General features: G+C 61.9%; 16 protein-coding genes. 5 read left to right on the forward strand and 11 right to left on the reverse strand.

The features are described 5' to 3' along the window. Positions 1-316: 316 nt before the first annotated feature. The 3 genes from K3759_RS14340 to arsJ are packed head-to-tail and all read left to right on the forward strand — an operon-like array spanning position 317 to position 3413. Positions 317-1159 carry a helix-turn-helix domain-containing protein gene (locus K3759_RS14340; RefSeq protein WP_259982793.1) on the forward strand — a complete coding sequence of 281 codons (843 nt, stop codon included), beginning with the start codon at positions 317-319 and terminating at the stop codon, positions 1157-1159. Then, positions 1156-2154: an ArsJ-associated glyceraldehyde-3-phosphate dehydrogenase gene (locus K3759_RS14345; protein WP_259982795.1), complete on the forward strand. Its 999-nt coding sequence runs from the start codon at positions 1156-1158 to the stop codon at positions 2152-2154. The genes K3759_RS14340 and K3759_RS14345 overlap by 4 nt, the downstream gene beginning before the upstream one ends. Next, a complete protein-coding gene (gene arsJ / locus K3759_RS14350) occupies positions 2151-3413 on the forward strand; it encodes an organoarsenical effux MFS transporter ArsJ (RefSeq protein WP_259982796.1) in 1263 nt (420 codons plus the stop codon). The genes K3759_RS14345 and arsJ overlap by 4 nt, the downstream gene beginning before the upstream one ends. 7 nt (positions 3414-3420) lie before the next feature. Here the strand turns inward: arsJ and K3759_RS14355 are convergent, their stop codons facing one another. From K3759_RS14355 to K3759_RS14405, 11 genes are all read right to left on the reverse strand, one after another. Beyond that, on the reverse strand, positions 3421-4926 hold the full coding sequence (locus K3759_RS14355; protein WP_259982798.1) for a mannitol dehydrogenase family protein: 1506 nt from the start codon (positions 4924-4926) through the stop codon (positions 3421-3423). A 72-nt stretch (positions 4927-4998) separates the two neighbouring features. Further along, positions 4999-6003, reverse strand: coding sequence for an ABC transporter ATP-binding protein (locus K3759_RS14360; RefSeq protein WP_259982800.1), 1005 nt, complete (start codon positions 6001-6003; stop codon positions 4999-5001). Between the two features lie 15 nt (positions 6004-6018). Continuing rightward, on the reverse strand, positions 6019-6849 hold the full coding sequence (locus K3759_RS14365; RefSeq protein WP_259982802.1) for a carbohydrate ABC transporter permease: 831 nt from the start codon (positions 6847-6849) through the stop codon (positions 6019-6021). Between the two features lie 12 nt (positions 6850-6861). Next, positions 6862-7728, reverse strand: coding sequence for a carbohydrate ABC transporter permease (locus K3759_RS14370; RefSeq protein WP_259947585.1), 867 nt, complete (start codon positions 7726-7728; stop codon positions 6862-6864). 118 nt (positions 7729-7846) lie between these two features. Continuing rightward, entirely contained in the window at positions 7847-9151 is a 1305-nt protein-coding gene (locus tag K3759_RS14375) for a sugar ABC transporter substrate-binding protein (RefSeq protein WP_259982804.1), read from the reverse strand. Positions 9152-9266: 115 nt separating this feature from the next. Continuing rightward, positions 9267-10298 carry a LacI family DNA-binding transcriptional regulator gene (locus K3759_RS14380; protein WP_259982806.1) on the reverse strand — a complete coding sequence of 344 codons (1032 nt, stop codon included), beginning with the start codon at positions 10296-10298 and terminating at the stop codon, positions 9267-9269. A 144-nt stretch (positions 10299-10442) separates the two neighbouring features. Beyond that, the gene (gene eda / locus K3759_RS14385) at positions 10443-11096 is read right to left on the reverse strand and encodes a bifunctional 4-hydroxy-2-oxoglutarate aldolase/2-dehydro-3-deoxy-phosphogluconate aldolase (RefSeq protein ID WP_259982809.1); all 654 of its coding nucleotides are present in this window, start codon (positions 11094-11096) and stop codon (positions 10443-10445) included. Positions 11097-11099: 3 nt separating this feature from the next. Next, positions 11100-12908 (reverse strand): phosphogluconate dehydratase, encoded by a 1809-nt coding sequence (gene edd / locus K3759_RS14390; protein WP_259982810.1) that lies wholly within the window; start codon positions 12906-12908, stop codon positions 11100-11102. Beyond that, complete coding sequence (gene zwf / locus K3759_RS14395; RefSeq protein WP_259982812.1) at positions 12905-14368, reverse strand: glucose-6-phosphate dehydrogenase; 1464 nt, start codon at positions 14366-14368, stop codon at positions 12905-12907. Before zwf ends, edd begins: the two co-directional genes overlap by 4 nt. Before the next feature lie 149 nt (positions 14369-14517). After that, on the reverse strand, positions 14518-15444 hold the full coding sequence (locus K3759_RS14400) for a carbohydrate kinase (RefSeq protein ID WP_259982813.1): 927 nt from the start codon (positions 15442-15444) through the stop codon (positions 14518-14520). A gap of 3 nt (positions 15445-15447) precedes the next feature. Further along, the gene (locus K3759_RS14405) at positions 15448-16632 is read right to left on the reverse strand and encodes an ROK family protein (protein ID WP_409202489.1); all 1185 of its coding nucleotides are present in this window, start codon (positions 16630-16632) and stop codon (positions 15448-15450) included. Positions 16633-16985: 353 nt separating this feature from the next. On the opposite strand from K3759_RS14405, the gene K3759_RS14410 reads away from it, so the two are divergent. Together K3759_RS14410 and K3759_RS14415 are read left to right on the forward strand one after the other, a co-directional pair. Continuing rightward, the gene (locus K3759_RS14410; protein WP_259982814.1) at positions 16986-17573 is read left to right on the forward strand and encodes a TetR/AcrR family transcriptional regulator; all 588 of its coding nucleotides are present in this window, start codon (positions 16986-16988) and stop codon (positions 17571-17573) included. Next, complete coding sequence (locus K3759_RS14415; RefSeq protein ID WP_259982815.1) at positions 17570-18505, forward strand: DMT family transporter; 936 nt, start codon at positions 17570-17572, stop codon at positions 18503-18505. The genes K3759_RS14410 and K3759_RS14415 overlap by 4 nt, the downstream gene beginning before the upstream one ends. Positions 18506-18510: the final 5 nt, after the last annotated feature.

Here is an 18510-nt window from a genome sequence, read left to right on the forward strand (position 1 = left end):
GCCGGCAGAGCCAAATGGCAGGCCCTGCTGAAAGGTCGCGTCAGCCGTAGCGCGCATCTCTCGTTTGGCTGCCATTCCAGACAACCGCAAACCCAGATCACAAAATTAGCGCCATAGCACCACAAGCCTTTGCAATCGTTCAATTAGTTTTTCGGCACATTCGGCCTGAGTGGCAGAGATCGAACTTGTAAAGCTGGTAGAATTTACAGGTGCGGTGAATCAACGCGGGAAAGCACTGCCCCGCCACTCACCTTTGGCGACACTGTAACAAAACTTTCACTTGCCCAGACTTCGCCAATTCCGTAATTCACGAATCATGGAACAAGTGATTTCAAGCCGCCTTGCCACCCTCGGCCACCCGCAGCGCCTCGCGCTTTTCCGGCTGCTCATGCGGCGCTATCCTGATCGCGTACCGGCGACCGAACTGGCGCAGGCGCTTGGGCTAAAGCCAAATACCCTTTCGGCCTATATCGGCGCGTTATTGCAATCCGGGCTTGTCACTCAGGAGCGACAAGGCACCTCTCTACGCTATGCAATTGATCTTGAGGCCGCCCGAGACACCATCGGTTACCTGCTGAACGACTGCTGTCGTGGACGGCCTGAGATTTGCGTCCCGCTCAGCTCTCCTGACGGCAATGCCCCGATTACCGGCCATAAGTTCAATGTCCTGTTCATCTGTACCGGTAACTCCGCCCGGTCGATCTTTGCCGAAAGCATCCTGCGCGACCTCGCGGGGGATCGTTTCAACGTCTACTCAGCAGGTACGCGGCCCCGGTCTGAGCTGAACCCACATGCGGTTGAGGTGCTAAAGCAGAAGGGCCACGACATATCGCACCTGCGCGCGAAACACGTATCAGAGTTTCAGTGCACGGATGCGCCCGCCTTTGACTTCGTCTTTACCGTCTGCAACCAAGCAGCAAACGAAGAATGCCCCACATGGCCCGGCCAGCCGATCACCGCGCATTGGGGCCTGCCCGACCCGGTGAAGGTCGAAGGCTCGGACGCCGAAAAGAGCCTCGCCTTCCAGCAAGCCTACGGCACCCTGCGCAACCGCATTTTGGGCTTTACCAGCCTGCCCCTTACCTCGCTCGACCGCATCTCGCTGCAAAAGGCGCTGGATGACGCTGGCCAAACCAACAAAGAAGGAACCCCCGCATGATTACCTACGCGATCAACGGCCTTGGCCGTATCGGCAAGCTCGCCCTGAAACCCCTGCTGGAACAGGGGGCCGAGATTGCATGGATCAACGACGCGGTGGGCGATCCGGAAATGCACGCCCATCTGCTGGAATTCGACACGGTGCACGGGCGCTGGGAGGCGGATTTCGCCCATGACGCCGACAGCGTCACGATCAACGGCACCCGCCTGCCCTTCATCGGCGCGCGCGACCTCAGCGCGCTGCCGCTCGATACGGTGGATGTGGTGATCGACTGCACTGGGGTCTTCAAGACCGAGGCCAAGCTCGCCCCCTATTTCGATGCAGGGGTGAAGAAGGTGGTGATCTCGGCCCCGGTGAAAGATGGCGATGCGGCAAATATCGTCTATGGCGTCAACGAAGGCGTCTATGACCCCGCCCGTCACCGCATCGTCACAGCGGCAAGCTGCACGACCAATTGCCTCGCCCCAGTGGTGAAGGTGATCCAGGAGGCGATGAAGATCAAACATGGCTCCATCACCACGATCCACGATGTGACCAACACGCAAACCATCGTCGACCGCCCTGCCAAAGACCTGCGCCGCGCGCGTTCGGCCCTGAACTCCCTGATCCCGACGACCACCGGCAGCGCCACGGCGATCACGCTTATCTACCCCGAACTCAAAGGTCGTTTGAACGGCCACGCGGTGCGGGTGCCACTGCTCAACGCTTCGCTGACCGATTGCGTGTTTGAGGTAGAGCGCGAGACGACGGTGGAAGAGGTGAACGCCCTGTTCAAAGCCGCGGCCGAAGGGGAGTTGAAAGACATCCTCGGCTATGAGGAGCGCCCGCTCGTCTCAGCCGATTACACCAACGACACCCGCTCAAGCATCGTCGATGCGCCCTCGACGATGGTCGTGAACGGCACGCAGGTAAAGATCTACGCATGGTACGATAATGAGATGGGCTATGCGCACCGTTTGGTCGATGTGGCGCTGATGGTCGGGGCAAGCCTGTGAGCCAGAGCGCGACCCGCCCCGAGGGGCTCTCGGCCTATATCGCGGTCACGGCGGCCTATTGGGCCTTCATGCTGACCGATGGCGCGTTGCGCATGTTGGTGTTGCTGCATTTCCACCGGCTGGGCTTTTCGCCGGTGCAACTGGCCTATCTCTTTGTGCTTTATGAGATCGCAGGGGTCATTACCAACCTCTGCGCGGGCTGGATCGCGGCGCGCTTCGGGCTCGCCTCGACGCTTTATGCGGGGCTGGGGTTGCAGATCGTGGCGCTGCTGGCGCTGGCGCTGCTTGATCCCACATGGGCGGTTGGCGCCTCGGTCGTTTTCGTCATGCTGGTGCAGGGTGCAAGCGGCGTGGCCAAGGATTTGGCCAAGATGTCGTCCAAATCCGCCGTCAAACTGCTGGCGCCCTCCGAGGATGGCGGGCTGTTTCGTTGGGTGGCGCTGCTGACCGGTTCCAAGAACATGGTCAAGGGCTTAGGTTTTCTACTCGGCGCGGCCTTGCTGGCGACGCTCGGCTTTGTCTGGGCCGTGCTGGGCATGTCGGCAATCCTTGCGTTGATCTTGATTGCCGTGCTGACCGCCATGCCGCCCGGCCTGCCCAAAGGACGCAAGGGGGCGAAATTCTCCGAAGTCTTCTCTAAATCCCCCAATGTGAATTGGCTCAGCGCGGCGCGGGTGTTTCTCTTCGGCGCGCGGGATGTGTGGTTCGTGGTGGGCATCCCGATCTATTTCTACGCGGTCCTCTCGGACGGCACGGAGGAGGGCAACCGTGCGGCCTTCTTCATGATCGGCACATTCATGGCGGTCTGGGTGATCCTCTACGGGTTGGTGCAAATCTACGCCCCACGCTTGCTCCGCGCCAAATCCCGCCCGGCAGGAGACCTGATCTCAGCCGCGAAGGGCTGGGCATGGTCGCTCGCCGCCGTGCCTGCGGCGCTGACGCTGGCGGCGCTGTTCAGCGACGGGCCGCAGACATGGCTCACCGTGACCCTTGTAATCGGCCTGTTGGCCTTTGGCGCGGTCTTTGCGGTGAACTCCTCCCTGCACTCCTACCTCATCCTGTCCTTCACAAAGGCCGAACGGGTGACGATGGATGTGGGGTTCTACTACATGGCCAATGCCGCCGGGCGGCTGTTGGGAACGTTGATGTCGGGTCTGAGCTATCAGATCGGCGGTCTGCCCCTGATGTTGGGGGCGGCGGCGATCATGGTGGCCCTGTCGGCGCTGCTGGTCGGGTTCTTGAAACCCGACCAGAGCTAGTCGGGGGTCACCCTGCTTTGCTGGCGCGACCGTTGCTTTGATCGACCTGCGTATAGGCGTTCATCGCCGCGACTGCGCCCGCGTCCCAGATGAGCGTGAGCCAAGCGACAAAAGCATCACGGAAGGCTTCGGTCTGCGCCAGATCACCGTAAAGGCGGTCTTGCTCTAGCCACGCTTCAGGCCGTTCCCGCGCGGCCTGCGCCACGGATTGCAACGCGTCCCAGATCGGATCATTCGCCACGATCTCAGTACCATCTTCCCGCGTGCCCGCACACATCCGCGCCCAGAGCGCTTCGACCAAGGCCAGACCGCTGACAGAGCGCCCCGCCGCCAGTTGATCCCGCAAGATCGGCAGGACAAACCCGGTGTGCCGCGCCGACCCGTCGAAAGCAACGCGGCGGTTGGTATCGACGATGCGCGGATTCGAGAACCGCTGTTCGATCAGATCGAGATAGGCCAGCGGCGTCATGCCGGGCACCGGAGCGACCGTCTGGGTGATCTCTTCGGCCTGTACGCGGTGGAACATCGCGCGGATCGCCGGATGCGCCATGGTGGCGGAAATCGTCTCGATCCCCAGCACCTCACCGACATTGGCCAAGACCTGATGGCCCGCGTTTAGGATGCGGATTTTCATCTTTTCATAGGCATGCACATCGTCCGAGAAGGTCGCTCCCACCTGATCCCAATCCGGGCGGCCTGCGCAGAAGTCGTCTTCGATCACCCATTGGCGAAAGGCTTCATGCGTCACCGGGGCGGCGTCGTTCACGCCGAACTCCCGCGCCTGCGCAATCTCGACAGGGCCAGTAGCCGGGGCGATGCAATCGACCATGGAGTTAGGGAAGCTGGCGTTCGCTTCAATCCAATCGGCTAGCGCCGGGTCGGACATCTTCGCCAACGACACGACCGCTTGGCGCAGGATATCGCCATTGCCCTGCAGGTTATCACAGCTCAGCCCCGTGAACGGACCCTGCCCCGCATCGCGGCGCAACCGCAAGGCCGCGACCATGGCCCCAAAGGCGGTGCACGGAGTGTCAGGGTTCGCCGCGTCATGGATGATATCCGCGTGAGCGGCGTCGAACTCCTTGCTTACGGGGTCGATGTAATAGCCGCTTTCGGTCACCGTCAGCCCGACGATGCGGATGGCCGGATCGGCCATGGCGCGGATCAACGCACCGTTGCCCTCTTCGATCGGCAGGTAGTCGATCATCGACCCCACAACCTCAGCCGAGGTCTGCGCGGGGTCGAGTTCGATCAGCGTCGTCAGACAGTCCTGCGCCAAGAGCTTTTCCCGCATCGCCGCATCATAGGGGCGCACCCCCGCACCAAGGATCGCCCAGTCATGCGCTTGGTCGTTCTGCATCAAACGGTGCAGATACCACGCCTGATGCGCACGGTGGAAATTGCCCACGCCAATATGCACGATACCGGGCGTCAGGGCGCTGCGATCATAGGTGGGGCGTGCGATGTCCAGATCGCCCAGCGTCGCATTTGAGAGGTCTACCAGCTTATCCATGATCCACATCCTCAAAGGGCCGCGCACCGGGGAGTGGGTGCGGGGGTCGGCCTGTCATTCCTGTCGCTTGCATCACTCGACCCGAAGGCCCTGTGCGTCGAACCGGTGCAGCTTGTCCGCCTGCGGGGTGAGAAAAATCCGGTCCCCATGTCGGACCGACAATTCGCCATCCACGCGCACGGTCATCGGGTCGCAGCCCGCCACGCCATGGACATGCAGGAAGGTGTCAGAACCCAGATGTTCGGCCACGCCGATGGTGCCTTCCCACGCGCCCTCGGTGGTGGAAACGTCGAAATGCTCGGGCCGGATGCCGATGGTCGGCGCGCCGCGCGCTTCGGCTTCGGCACCTTTGATGAGGTTCATCTTGGGCGAGCCGATGAAACCCGCGACGAATTCGTTGCGCGGCTTGTAGTAAAGCTCAAGCGGGGTGCCTACCTGTTCGATATGCCCCGCCCGTAGCACGACGATCTTATCGGCCATGGTCATCGCTTCGACCTGATCGTGGGTCACGTAGATCATCGTCGTGGCCAGCCGCTTGTGCAGCTCGCTGATTTCCAGACGCATCCCCACGCGCAGCGCGGCGTCGAGGTTCGACAGCGGCTCATCGAAGAGGAACGCCGAAGGCTCCCGCACAATGGCACGGCCAATGGCGACACGCTGGCGCTGTCCGCCTGACAGTTGGCCCGGACGACGGTCAAGGTAATCGGTCAGGTTCAGCGCTTTGGCAGCCGCCTCAATGCGGCGGTTTTGTTCATCCGCAGGCAGCCCGGCCATTTTCATCGGAAAGGCGATGTTTTTGCGCACCGACATATGCGGGTAAAGCGCGTAGGATTGGAACACCATCGCCAGACCGCGTTTCGCGGGCGGCACGTGGGTCGCGTCCGTGCCGTCGATGTCGATATGGCCCGAGGTGATATCCTCCAACCCCGCGATCAGCCGCAGCAGTGTGGATTTCCCGCAGCCCGAGGGGCCGACGAAGACCGTGAACTCGCCATCTTCGATGGTCAGATCAAGGGGCGGAATGACTTCCACATCGCCGAAGCTTTTGGAAACCTGATTGAGTTTAATTTGTCCCATGTGACTGTCCCTTGCTTACTTGACTGCGCCGAAAGTCAGGCCGCTGACGAGTTGTTTCTGGCTGAACCAGCCGAGGATGAGGATTGGCGCGATGGCCATGGTGGAGGCCGCGCTGAGCTTGGCGTAGAAAAGGCCTTCGGGGCTGGAATAGCTCGCGATGAAAGCCGTGAGCGGTGCGGCCTTGGCCGCGGTGAGGTTGAGCGTCCAGAAGGCTTCGTTCCATGCGAGGATGAAGTTCAGCAAGAGCGTCGATGCAATGCCGGGGATCGCCATCGGCGTGAGGACATAGAGCACCTCTTCACGCAGGCTTGCCCCATCCATCCGTGCCGCTTCCAAGATCTCGCCGGGGATTTCGCGGAAGTAGGTGTAGAGCATCCAGACGATGATCGGCAGGTTGATGAGCATCAAGATGATGACCAAAGCGATCTTGCTGTCGAGCACGCCAAACTGGATGCAGAGCAGATAGATCGGATAGAGCACACCGACCGCTGGCAGCATCTTGGTCGAGAGCATCCAGAGCAGAATGTCCTTGGTCCGCTTGCCGGGCACAAAGGCCATCGACCATGCGGCGGGCACCGCGATCAAGATGCCAAGGATGGTCGAGCCCCCGGCGATGATGATCGAGTTCCACAGGAAGCGCCCGTAGTTCGACCGCTCCAGAACCGCCTCGTAGTTGGCCAGCGTCCAATCAAAGCCGAGGAAGATCGGCGGATCGGCGATGGCCTGCGCTTCGGTCTTGAAGCTGGTGAGGATGGTCCAAAGGATGGGGAAGAAGATCAGGAAACCGATGCCCCATGCGATGGCCGTGTTGACGATCTTGCGTTGTCTGGTGACTGCGCGTGCCATGATGTCTCCTCCTCAGGCGTCCAGGTTCTTGCCGACGATGCGCATCAGGAAGATGGCAACGATATTGGCGAGAATGATTGCATAGACACCGCCTGCCGATCCGAGGCCGATGTTCTGGCTTTCCAGTACCCGCTGGAAGATGAGATAGGTCAGTGTTTTGGTCCCAAAGGCACCGCCCGTGGTCACGAAAATCTCCGCAAAGATCGACAAGAGAAAGATCGTCTGGATCAGGATCACCACGGTGATCGCGCGGCCCAGATGCGGCAGGGTGATATAGGCGAAACGTTTGGTGGCGGGCGCGCCGTCCATCTCGGCGGCGTCCAGCTGCTCGCGGTCGAGCGACTGGATCGCGGTGAGCAGGATCAGCGTCGCAAAGGGCAGCCACTGCCATGACACGATGATTATGATCGACGACAACGAGGCTTGGCTCATCCATTGCACCGGGGTCGCGCCGAAGAACTCCCACAGATGGGCGAAGAGACCATAGTTCGGGTCCATGAACATGTTCTTCCACACCAGCGCCGACACGGTGGGCATGACAAAGAAGGGCGCGATGACAAGGATGCGGACAAAGCCCTGCCCCCACATCGGCTGGTTCAGAAGGATGGCGAGCAGGATGCCCAGACCCACCGTGATCGCCAGCACACCGCCGACGATAATCAGCGTGGTCATCACCGAGGGCCAGAAGGCGCTTGAGGTGACGAAACGCACATAGTTGTCGAACCCGACCCAGCCGAGATCACCGCCGCGCATCGGCAGGTATTTCTTGAACGAGAAATAGAGCGTCATGGTCAGCGGGATGAGCATCCATCCAAGTAGCAAGACCACCGCCGGGGCCATCATCAGGCGTGCCGCTGATCGGGAATGTTGGGTAGCCATCGGGCACATCTCCTCTGCTGGCGGCGGATGCCGCGGTTAGGTCAAGGCTATCATATCGGGTGGTGGGGCGGAAAAGGGCGGCGGTGACCGCCGCCCTGTAAGCCGTTGAAGCGGCGGCTTAACGGTAGCCTGCGGCTTCCATCGCGTCGTTGGTCAGAGCTTGTGCCTTCTCAAGCGCCTCTTCGACGGTCTGCTGACCGGCATAGGCGGCGGAGAACTCCTGGCTCACGTCGGTCGCGATGCCTGCAAACTCAGGGATCGCGGCGAACTGCACGCCGACATAGGGCGTCGGATCAACCGTGGAGTTCTCAGGATCAGCCGATAGGATCGAATCGAGCGTCATCTGCGCGAAGGGCACTTTCTGGTACTCGGGGTTCTCATAGAGCGACTTGCGGGCACCGGGAGGGACGTTTGCCCAGCCTTCGTTCTCTGCAACCAACTCAATATAGTCTTTCGAGGTGGCCCATTCGATGAACTCTTTCGCGGCATCTTCTTTCTGAGTGCCCGCCGGGATCGCCAGCGCCCATGCCCAGAGCCAGTTGGAGCGTTTGCCGAGACCCGTGTCAGGTGCCAGCGCAAAACCAACCTTGTCGGCCACGGTGGAATCGTCGGGGTTGGTCACGAAGGACGCCGCCACAGTGGCGTCGATCCACATGCCGCATTTGCCCTGCTGGAACAGCGAGAGGTTCTCGTTGAAGCCGTTGGAGGCATAGCCCGCCGGGCCGCTTTCATCCATCAGGTCTTTGTAGAAGTTGATGGTGTTGGCCCAAGCCTCGGTGTCGAACTGGGCGTTCCAGTCTTCGTCGAACCAGCGTGCGCCAAAGGAGTTGGACATCGCCGTGATCAGCGCGCCGCCTTCGCCCCAACCGGCCTTGCCGCGCAGGCAGATGCCATTGATGTCGTTCTCACGATCGGTCATGGCGGCCGCGGCTTCGCGGATGAAGTCCCATGTCGGGTCTTTCGGCATTTCCATGCCGGCTTTTTCCATCAGATCAGTGCGGTACATGATCATGGAGCTTTCGCCGTAGAAGGGTGCGGCGTAAAGCGTGCCGTCGTGGCTCAGACCACCGGCCATCGCGGGCAGGATATCGTCCGCGTCATAGTCTTCGCTCAGGTCGTCTAGCGGCACCAGCCAGCCGTTCGCGCCCCAGATAGGCGTTTCATACATGCCGATGGTCATGATGTCGAAAGAACCGCCCTTGGTCGAGATGTCGGTGGTGACGCGCTGGCGCAGCACATTCTCTTCCAACGTGACCCACTCCACTTCGTGGCCGGTCTCTTCGGTGAATTTGTCGGTGTAGCCTTGCATCCGGATCATATCGCCGTTGTTCACGGTGGCGATGGTGATCGTCTCGGCCACAGCGCCGCCGCCCATGATCAGGCCCAGAGCCGTCGCGGCATAAAGTGATTTATCGCAGAACATCGATAGTTCCTCCCTCTATAGATGATGAGGGGAGACTAGCGATCGACCTAACGCGCAGTCAACTTAAATTTTACGCGCGTTAATTATTTTCTGGGCAACTTGCGAACTCAAGGGGTTAGGCCGAGGTGCGCATCACCAGTTTGCCCTCGAATAAAGTCTCTTCTCGTTCGGCCAATCGGGTTTCAGTGTCGATAATGCGGAACAGGGTACTGGCCGCACGATTCGCGATGGCCCCGTAATCCTGCGCGATGGTGGTCAGTGGCGGACAGGTGTAACGCGAAAATGGGTGATCGTCCTGACCGGCGATACGCATGGTGCAATTCTTGCCATGACCAACCCGCACACCCAACTCATAAGCAGCCGACAGCATGCCGATGGCCAAACGGTCGTTCGAGCAGAGCACCGTATCCGTCTCAAACGCGCCCGCCGAAATCAGCTTCCCGCCCTCAGTCGCGCCGATCTCTTCGAAATTCCACCCCTCGCCTGGCACCTGATGGATATGCGGTGCAAAGCCGTGTCGCTCCATGGCCTCGAAATAGGCTTGGCGGCGCTTGTTGGCGTTCGGGTTGCTGGGGGTTCTCATCTCAAAAAAGCACGGCGGTTCGCCGCTGCGACAAAGGTATTCGACAATCAAGTCAACGCTTTGGAAGTTATCGGTGCCGACAAAAGCCTCACAGACCCCTTCGACATTCGCATCAAGGGTCACGACCGGCACGTCCCTGCAAAAGCGCGCGATGGCCTCTCGGTCCGAGGCCTTGCCGAAGGGCGCCAAGAGCACGCCCGCAGGCTTTAGCGCCCGAAGCGAATCGAGATTGGCCCGTTCCTGCGCCGGGTTGCCGTGAGAGCTGAGCAAAATGGGACTATAGCCTGCGGCAAGACAGGCCAGCTCCACCTCACGACCAATCTCAGAGAAGAACGGGTCCGCGAGGTTGGGCACGACCACGCCAATGTTGCGGGTTTTGCGGCGGTTCTGGTTCACCGCATAGACGTTGGGGCGGTAGTCATACTGACTGAGGGCCGCTTCGATCCGTTCGCGGGTGGAGCGGCGCACGCTGTCGGGATCGTTAAAGTATTTCGACAGGGTGGGCCGAGAGATGCCACTTACAGAGGCAAACTCCTCCATATTTCGGATCTTTTGCTGACCCATCTTAACCCTCCCTTGACGAAACGCAGCGCGCGTAAACTAAAGTCAATATAGAGATAAGTTCGGTCAGCCAGCAAGGGTCTGATGGTGTCGAGCTTTCCGCGACAACTTTTAACCTCGGCGGAAAGCCCTCGGTCCGAATAGAAATCAGCCTTTTTGCCCGGATTGCGCCGCGGCGCGGGCAAGCGCTTCGATCCCTGCCCAGTCTTGCGCGTCGATCAGCTTTTTCGGGGCCACCCAACTGCCGCCTGCGCAAAGTACATTGGGCAGGCTCAGGTAGCTTTCCACATTGTCGGGGCTGACGCCGCCGGTCGGGCAAAAGGTGATCTGCGGCAGCGGTGCGCCGATGGCTTTGAGTGCGGGTGCCCCGCCAGAGGCTTCGGCGGGGAAAAACTTGAGCATGTCATAGCCACGTTCCAACAGGCGCATTGCTTCGCTCGCAGTGGCAGCGCCGGGCAGCAGCGGCAAGTCTTCTTCCTCGCAGGCCGCGATCAACGCCTCGGTGGCACCGGGCGAGACGCCAAAGGTCGCCCCCGCCCGTTTCGCCGCGCGCACGTCTTCAGGGGAGATCAACGTCCCCGCCCCCACATGACCGCCCGCGACCTCGGCCATGGCCGAAATGGCATCGAGTGCGGCAGGGGTGCGTAGTGTCACCTCCAAGGCGGGCAGCCCTCCGGCGACCAAGGCCTCGGCCAATGCGCGGGCGTGGACGGCGTCTTCGATCACCAGAACAGGCACGATCGGGGCGAGCGCGCAGATTTCACGGGTGCGACGGCTGGCACCTTTTGCAGTAAGCGTCATGGATCAACCTCCAAAAATGGTCGCGCCGCTGGTGGCGGCCCCGACGGTATTGCGGAACATGGCGAAAAGCTCGCGCCCCGTGCCAGCGTGATAGGCCGACAGATCGGCGGTGGCGTTGGGGCGGTCCTCAAAACCCTCGGCCAGAACATCCAGCCTGCCCGCCACCGCATCGACGCGCAGCAGATCGCCATCTTGCACCCGCGCGATGGGGCCACCATCGACCGCCTCTGGGCTGACGTGGATCGCCGCAGGCACCTTGCCCGAAGCCCCCGACATGCGCCCATCGGTGACCAGCGCCACCTTTTGCCCGCGCCCCTGAAGGATCGACAGAAGCGGCGTCAGGCTGTGCAACTCGGGCATGCCGTTGGCCTTGGGCCCTTGGAAGCGGACGACGACGACCAGATCCCCGGTCAACTCGCCCGCTTTAAACGCTGCCTTCACCTCGTTTTGATCCGCGAAAACCCGCGCCGGGGCTTCGATAACGTGATGTTCGGGTGCCACGGCAGAGACCTTCATACAGGCGGTGCCGAGCGATCCGGCCATGCGGCGCAGCCCGCCGGTGGGCTGGAAGGGATCGCTGGCGGGACGAAGGATCTTCTCGTTCAGGCTTTCGCCCGCGCCCTCTTCCCAAACCAGACCGTCGGCCTTTAGCTTCGGCTCAGACGTGTAATGCTCCAACCCCTGCCCGGCGACGGTATGAGTGTCGGGATGCAGGTGGCCGGATTTCAACAACTCACCGATCATATAGCCCAAGCCGCCCGCCGCGTGGAAATGGTTCACATCGGCCAGACCGTTGGGATAGACCCGCGCCAGCAGCGGCGTGATGTCGGAGATATCCGAGAAATCCTCCCAATCCAGAATGATCCCCCCGGCCCGCGCCATGGCGATAAGGTGGATCAGCAGATTGGTCGACCCGCCCGTGGCATTGAGCCCGACGATGCCGTTTACAAAGGCCTTTTCATCCAGAACCGAGGCGACGGGGGTATAATCATTGCCCAGAGCGCTCAGCACCAGCGCCCGTTTCGCGCCCTCTTGGGTCAGCGCATCGCGCAGCAATCCGTTCGGTGGCACGAAACTGGCCCCCGGCAGGTGCAGCCCCATGAACTCCATCAACATCTGGTTGGTGTTGGCGGTGCCGTAGAATGTGCAGGTGCCCGGCCCGTGATAGGCGGCCATCTCGGCGGCCATCAGCGCGTCGCGCCCGACTTCGCCCGCGGCGAACTGCTGGCGCACCTTGGCTTTTTCATCATTCGACAGCCCGCTCTCCATCGGCCCGGCGGGCAGGAAGACGGCAGGCAGATGCCCAAAGGCCTGCGCGGCAATCACCAGCCCCGGCACGATCTTGTCGCAGACCCCAAGGAAAACTGCCGCGTCGAATGTGTTGTGGCTGAGCGCAACCGACGCCGCCAAAGCAATCACATCGCGCGAGAAAAGCGACAGCTCCATCCCCGCCTCCCCTTGGGTCACCCCGTCACACATCGCCGGGACACCGCCCGCGACCTGCGCAGTGCCGCCTGCTGCACGTACCGCGTCGCGGATCAGTTCGGGGTAACGCTCAAACGGCTGATGCGCCGAGAGCATGTCGTTATAGGTCGTCACAATGCCGAGGTTGCCTGCGCTGGTGGTCGCCAGCCGGTCCTTGTCTTCGCCGGAGGCGGCATAGGCATGGGCTTGCCCGCTGCACGACAAATGTGCCCGCGCAGGCCCTTTGGCACGGGCGGCTTCCATCCGATCCAGATAGGGCCGCCGGGTCGCCTCGCTGCGGGCGATGATACGGTCGGTGACGCGGTCAATCGTGGAATGCAGGGTCATGTCTCGTCCTTTCGTGTGATCTCGCGCCAGCGACGGCCGTCGCGGTGCATCAGCATCAGCGCTTCTTCGGGGCCGGAGCTGCCGGGGTCATAGGGGTAGGGAGGTTGCCGGGTCTCTTCCCAGCCGTGAATGATCGGATCGGCCCAAGCCCAAGCGGCTTCGACCTCGTCCCCGCGCATGAACAGGGTCTGATCGCCGCGGATCACATCCATGATGAGCCGTTCATAGGCGTCTTGCGGAGTGGCCTGTTCGCCCAAGGCATCGGCAAAGGTCATATCCAGCGACACTTCGGCCAGACGCATGCCACCGGGGCCGGGGTCTTTGATCGTGTTGCGCAGGGTGATGCCTTCGTCCGGCTGCAGGCGGATGATCAGCGCATTGCCCTTATGCCCCTCCATCGCGGGGAAGATCATATGCGGCGGGTCGCGGAAAATCACCGCGATCTCGGAACTGCGCCCACGCAGCTTTTTGCCCGTGCGCAGGTAAAACGGCGTGCCCGCCCACCGCCAATTGGCAATTTTAACCTTCATGGCGATGAAGCTCTCGGTCCGGCTGTCGGGGTCGCCCGCATGGTCGCGGTAGCTGCCCTCGCCTTTCGCCGCGCGGTACTGGCCGCGGGCAATGTCCTTCTGCGCCACAGGCTCCAGCGCCTCGATCACCTTCACCTTTTCGTCACGCACCGCGTTGGGGTCAAAGCGCGAAGGCGGCTCCATCGCCGTTAGACACAAAAGCTGCATCAGGTGGTTCTGCACCATATCGCGCATGGCACCGGATTTATCGTAGTATTCGCCCCGCCCTTCGACGCCTAGGCTCTCGGAGACGGTGATCTGCACATGGTCGATATGGGTGGAATTCCACAGCGGCTCCCACAGCGCATTTGCAAAACGCAGCGCCATGAGGTTCTGCACCGTCTCTTTGCCAAGGTAGTGGTCGATGCGGTAGATCTGGCTTTCGTCGAAATTGGCGCGCAGATCGGCGTTCAACGCCTGCGCGGTCGCCAGATCATGACCAAAGGGCTTTTCGACAACGATGCGGCTGTCGGATGTGGCGATGCCGTGGCCATGCAGCTTGCCGCCGATCGTCCCGAACAGCGACGGCGAGACCGAGAGGTAAAAGGCCCGCACGACATCATCGCGCATCAGGTCTTTGAGGTCCGCCCAGCCCGCATCGCCCGACGCATCCACGCGCACGTAATGTACCATGCCAAGGAACCGCTCCAAGGCGGCGCTTTCTTGCACAAGCTTGGGGGCAAACTCCAGCAGACTGTCGCGGATCATCTTGCGAAAGTCATCGGCGTCAAGCTCGGAACGGGCCGCGCCGACGATCCGCGCGGCCTCCGGCATCTGGCCGACGGTGAAACGGTGGAACAGACCGGGCAGGATCTTGCGCCGGGCGAGATCGCCGGTCGCACCGAAAATGACGAGGTCGAAAGGATCAACGGGAATTACGCGCGATACCATGGGGTCAGCCCTCCTGCCTGCGTTGATGCACGGCGGCACCATGTTTTCGACTGCTCAAAGCCATCGTCATCCCCTTCGCGCCCTCCTCCGGGCGGCCACTGGTAGCGCTAACATATCTGAGGGAAAAAGATAGGCGGTTCTTCAACATTTCATACTTCCACAACCCAAGGCGGGTTCGCCCCGGCCCGCGAAACGGTCACGGCGGCGACGCGCGCGCCATAGGCCAGCGCCTCGGATAGCATCTCGGGCGAGAGGGTGGAGAGGGCGGATTTATGCAGCTGCCCCAGCTCGGACATCTTTGCCAAGACGCCTGCGTTGAACGTATCGCCTGCCCCCACCGTATCGACAATTTCCGCTTTTACGGCAGGGACTTGCACCTCTTCACCATTCGCCAGATAGCCCGTTGCCCCCTCACCCCCACGGGTCAGGATGACCACCGACGGCCCCTTCTCCAGCAACTCGGTTACCTTGTCGCGCAGCGACAGGGGCTCGGGGTTGATCCAATTCAGATCTTCATCTGATACCTTCACGATGTCCGACAGCGCCAGCATCCGGTCGAGCCTTTGGCGGTAGCGCTCGATATCCTTGATGAAACCGGGGCGGATGTTGGGGTCGATCATCACCGCGCGCCCTTCGGCGTTGCGCGCCAGCAGATCGGCATAGGCATCCGCCCCCGGCTCGCAGGCCAGACTGATCCCACCGAAGTACAGCGCAGAGACCTCGCTCGACAGCGTGGGCATATCCTCCGGTGTGATCATCCTACCGGCTGAGTTTTCGTCATAGAAATCATAGGTCGCGTGGCCGCCCACCAGCCGAACAAAGGCCAGCGTCGTCGGACGGTCGGACAGCACCAGATGCGAGACCTCCACATGGCTGGCCTTCAGCCCATCGACCAACTGCCGCCCGAACATGTCAGACGACAGGCCCGACAGCATCCCCACCTGCGCCCCGAGCCGCCCCAAGGCGATGGCCGTGTTAAAGACCGCCCCGCCCGCATGGGGCACAAAGCCGTCGGGGCCTGCGGTGGTTGGGGTCGGGATCATATCGATCAGGGCTTCTCCGCAGCAAAGGATCATCTGTCAGCCTTTCAAAAATGCGTCGCGGTCGACGAGGAAACGGTCCGAAAGCGGCAGGCTTGCGGCGCCAAGCGCGCGGGCGTCGCTGCCGACGGTCCCTTCGCGCAAGTCCGGAAGGGTGACGCCCGGCAGAGGCAGGGCAGCAAGATGGTGTCGGGCGCGCGCAATGATTTCCGCGCGAATGTTTTCGGGGAATGATCCGTCAATCAGCACCGTGTCGAAATCAATCAGGCAGACCGCCGCCCGTGTCGCTTGCGCCAGCGCCTTTGCGGTGCTGTCGAGCCAGGGGTCAAGAATATCGGCGGAAAAGTCCCATGCCGCCGGATCGCTCCATGGGGCGCGGCGGGCCTCTCCGGCGTCTCTCAGCGCCGCTTCCAAAGTCGCCAGCGACGCGACATCGACCAATTGTCGCTGTGCATTCCCCGCCAACGGCATGGAGCCAAGTGCCCCCGCATTGCCGCTTTTGCCGGTGTAGAGCTTGCTATCCAGCACCAGCCCGCCGCCTACGAAATAGCCGATATAGAAATACAGAAAATCGCGCGGTTTGTCCTGCGCACCGAAGACCAGTTCCGCCCCGCAGGCAGCAGAGGTGTCATTGCAAATGAAGATCGGCAGATCGACCACCTCTGCTAAAGCGGTCTCAATATCGAACCCCTGCCAATCGCTCAGATCGCCGCCAGTGACCTCCCATTCCCACATGCCAAACGGCAGGGCGACACCGAGCCCAGCCACCCGTGCCCGCTGCTCTGCGGCTAGCGAGCCAAGTGTGTCCTGCAGAGCAAGCCGCGCAAATTCCATGACCGCCGCGGGGGTCGGATGGGCGTAGACGTCACTGCTGCGGCGGGTCACTTGCCCTTCGAAATCGGTCAAGATCAGCGCGACGCTGCGCCGTCCCACCTTAAGCCCCAGAAAAAACGCGCCTTCCGCGTTCAGGCTGATCGGCACCGAAGGCTGCCCCACCCGGCCCCGTACCCGCGCGCCCTTCTTCAACAGCCCGTCCGCTTCGAGGGCACGCATAATGACGGACACAGTCTGCGCCGACAGGCCCGTGAGCCGGGCAATCTCAGCCTTGGAGGTCGGCCCGCTACGCCGGATCAGCGACAGGACGAGCCTTTCGTTATAGGCCCGCATCCCACTCTGGTTTGAACCACGCCCGGTCCGGTCAATGGGTCCTTGTGCGTGCTGCAAGCTGGCCTCCCCTCCGGTCTATGCCGCGTTTCAAGGGACAAATCCCAAATGAGTAGGGATGAGTCAATGATTAAATCAATCTTATTTACTTATTGAGGTTGAAGCCTCGCCTAACGCCTGTTTCACGCCATCGTTGCCGCCCATTCGGCAGCGAAAGACGGCGTGCCTTACTGTCGCGGCAAAAAATAAGCTTCGCGCGAAGCGCTGCGATAGCCACTGCGCTGGTCAACATCGCTGCATGGCAACGATGCTGTGACCGCCGCGAAACGTTTGGCGAGGGCCTCATTGTAAACGAAACTCTTGTGCGGGTAAGTGAGTAGGTATACCGGTCTACCTAGCTTACGGGAGCGACCATGTCCGAGATCCAGAAACGACCCCCGGCCTATGACCGCCTCATGCAGGCCGCGATGGAGCTGTTTTACAACCACGGCATCAGCGCCACGGGCATTGACGCAATCGTCGCGCGGGCGGGTGTCGCCAAGAAAAGCCTCTACAACAACTTCACCTCCAAAGCCGATCTGGTGAGCCAGTACCTTGAGGCGCGGCATGCGGAGTGGCTGGGGCTTTACGAGGCGCGCGTCACGACCGCACAGACAGCACGGACCCGTACCTTGGCGGTCTTTGATGCCTATCAGGATCACGCTGAACTCGCCTATGAAAACGGGTTTCGCGGCTGCGGCCTGTTGAACGCAGCGGCAGAGCTTGAAGCAGGCGACGCCGGGCGCGCGGCGGTGCGGCGGCATAAGGAGGAAGTGGAACGCATCCTCGCCCGGCACCTTTCCGACTTATTGCCAAACACGCCGGAACGCGCCGCCCCCATTGCCGCACATCTGGCCTTCCTGCTCGAAGGCGCGATGGCCCGCGCGGGGTTGGAAGGCGACAGCCGTCAGCTGCTCGCGGCACGTGCGATGGCTGATGACATGCTGAAGGCGCTGACATGATGGAGGGCCGCCGCTGGGGCGTGATCGCCATCCTCTTCGCCGCCGTGGTCTGGGGCACGACCGGCACCGCCGCCACTTTCGCCCCCGGTGTCAGCGCCGCCGCCATCGGCGCGGCGGCCATGGGTCTGGGCGGGATCGGACAAGCACTTTGGGCAGGGCGGGGCATTAGGAACCAGCGCGCCCGCCTATGGGAGCAACGCTGCCTGCTGGTCATCGGGGCACTGGCGGTCGCGGTCTATCCGCTGGCCTTCTACGGCGCGATGCGGCTGGCGGGGGTGACGGTGGGCACGGTCATCACGATCGGCTCTGCGCCGTTGCTTTCGGCGCTGATCGAATACGTGCTGGATGGTCGACGCCTCACCCTGCGCTGGTCTCTTGGCGCGGCGGTGGGGCTGATCGGCATGGGGCTGATCTGTTTGGCCGAAGGTGCTGCGCACGGTCAGGTGGTAGGCGGATCCTCGGCGCCTCTGGGCGTTTTGCTGGGTCTGATCGGCGGCCTTACCTATGCGCTGTATTCGTGGAGCGCGCGGAGGATGATGCTGCAAGGAACAGGCTCCAAGATCGCGATGGGCGCCACCTTTGGACTGGGTGGCCTACTTCTGATGCCGGTGCTGATGGTCTCGGGCGGGGCGTTTCTGGCATCATGGAGCAACGCTGCCGTGGGGCTTTATATGGCCGCCGTGCCGATGTTTCTGGGCTATATTGCCTTTGGCTACGGCCTTGCCCGGGTGGAGGCGAGCACGGCGACCGTGATCACCCTTTTCGAACCGGTCGTCGCAGCGGTGCTTGCTGTTTTAATCGTGGGCGAACGCCTGCCTCCGCTTGGCTGGATTGGTGTGGCACTGGTGATCGGCTGTCTTGCCATCATCACCCTGCCCTTGCCGTCACGGCTGCGTCGCGCCGCGCCCGCACCGCCGCCGGGTGTCGTTTGAAAGGA

It is taken from the genome of Sulfitobacter sp. W027, assembly GCF_025143985.1.
Lineage (GTDB): Bacteria > Pseudomonadota > Alphaproteobacteria > Rhodobacterales > Rhodobacteraceae > Sulfitobacter.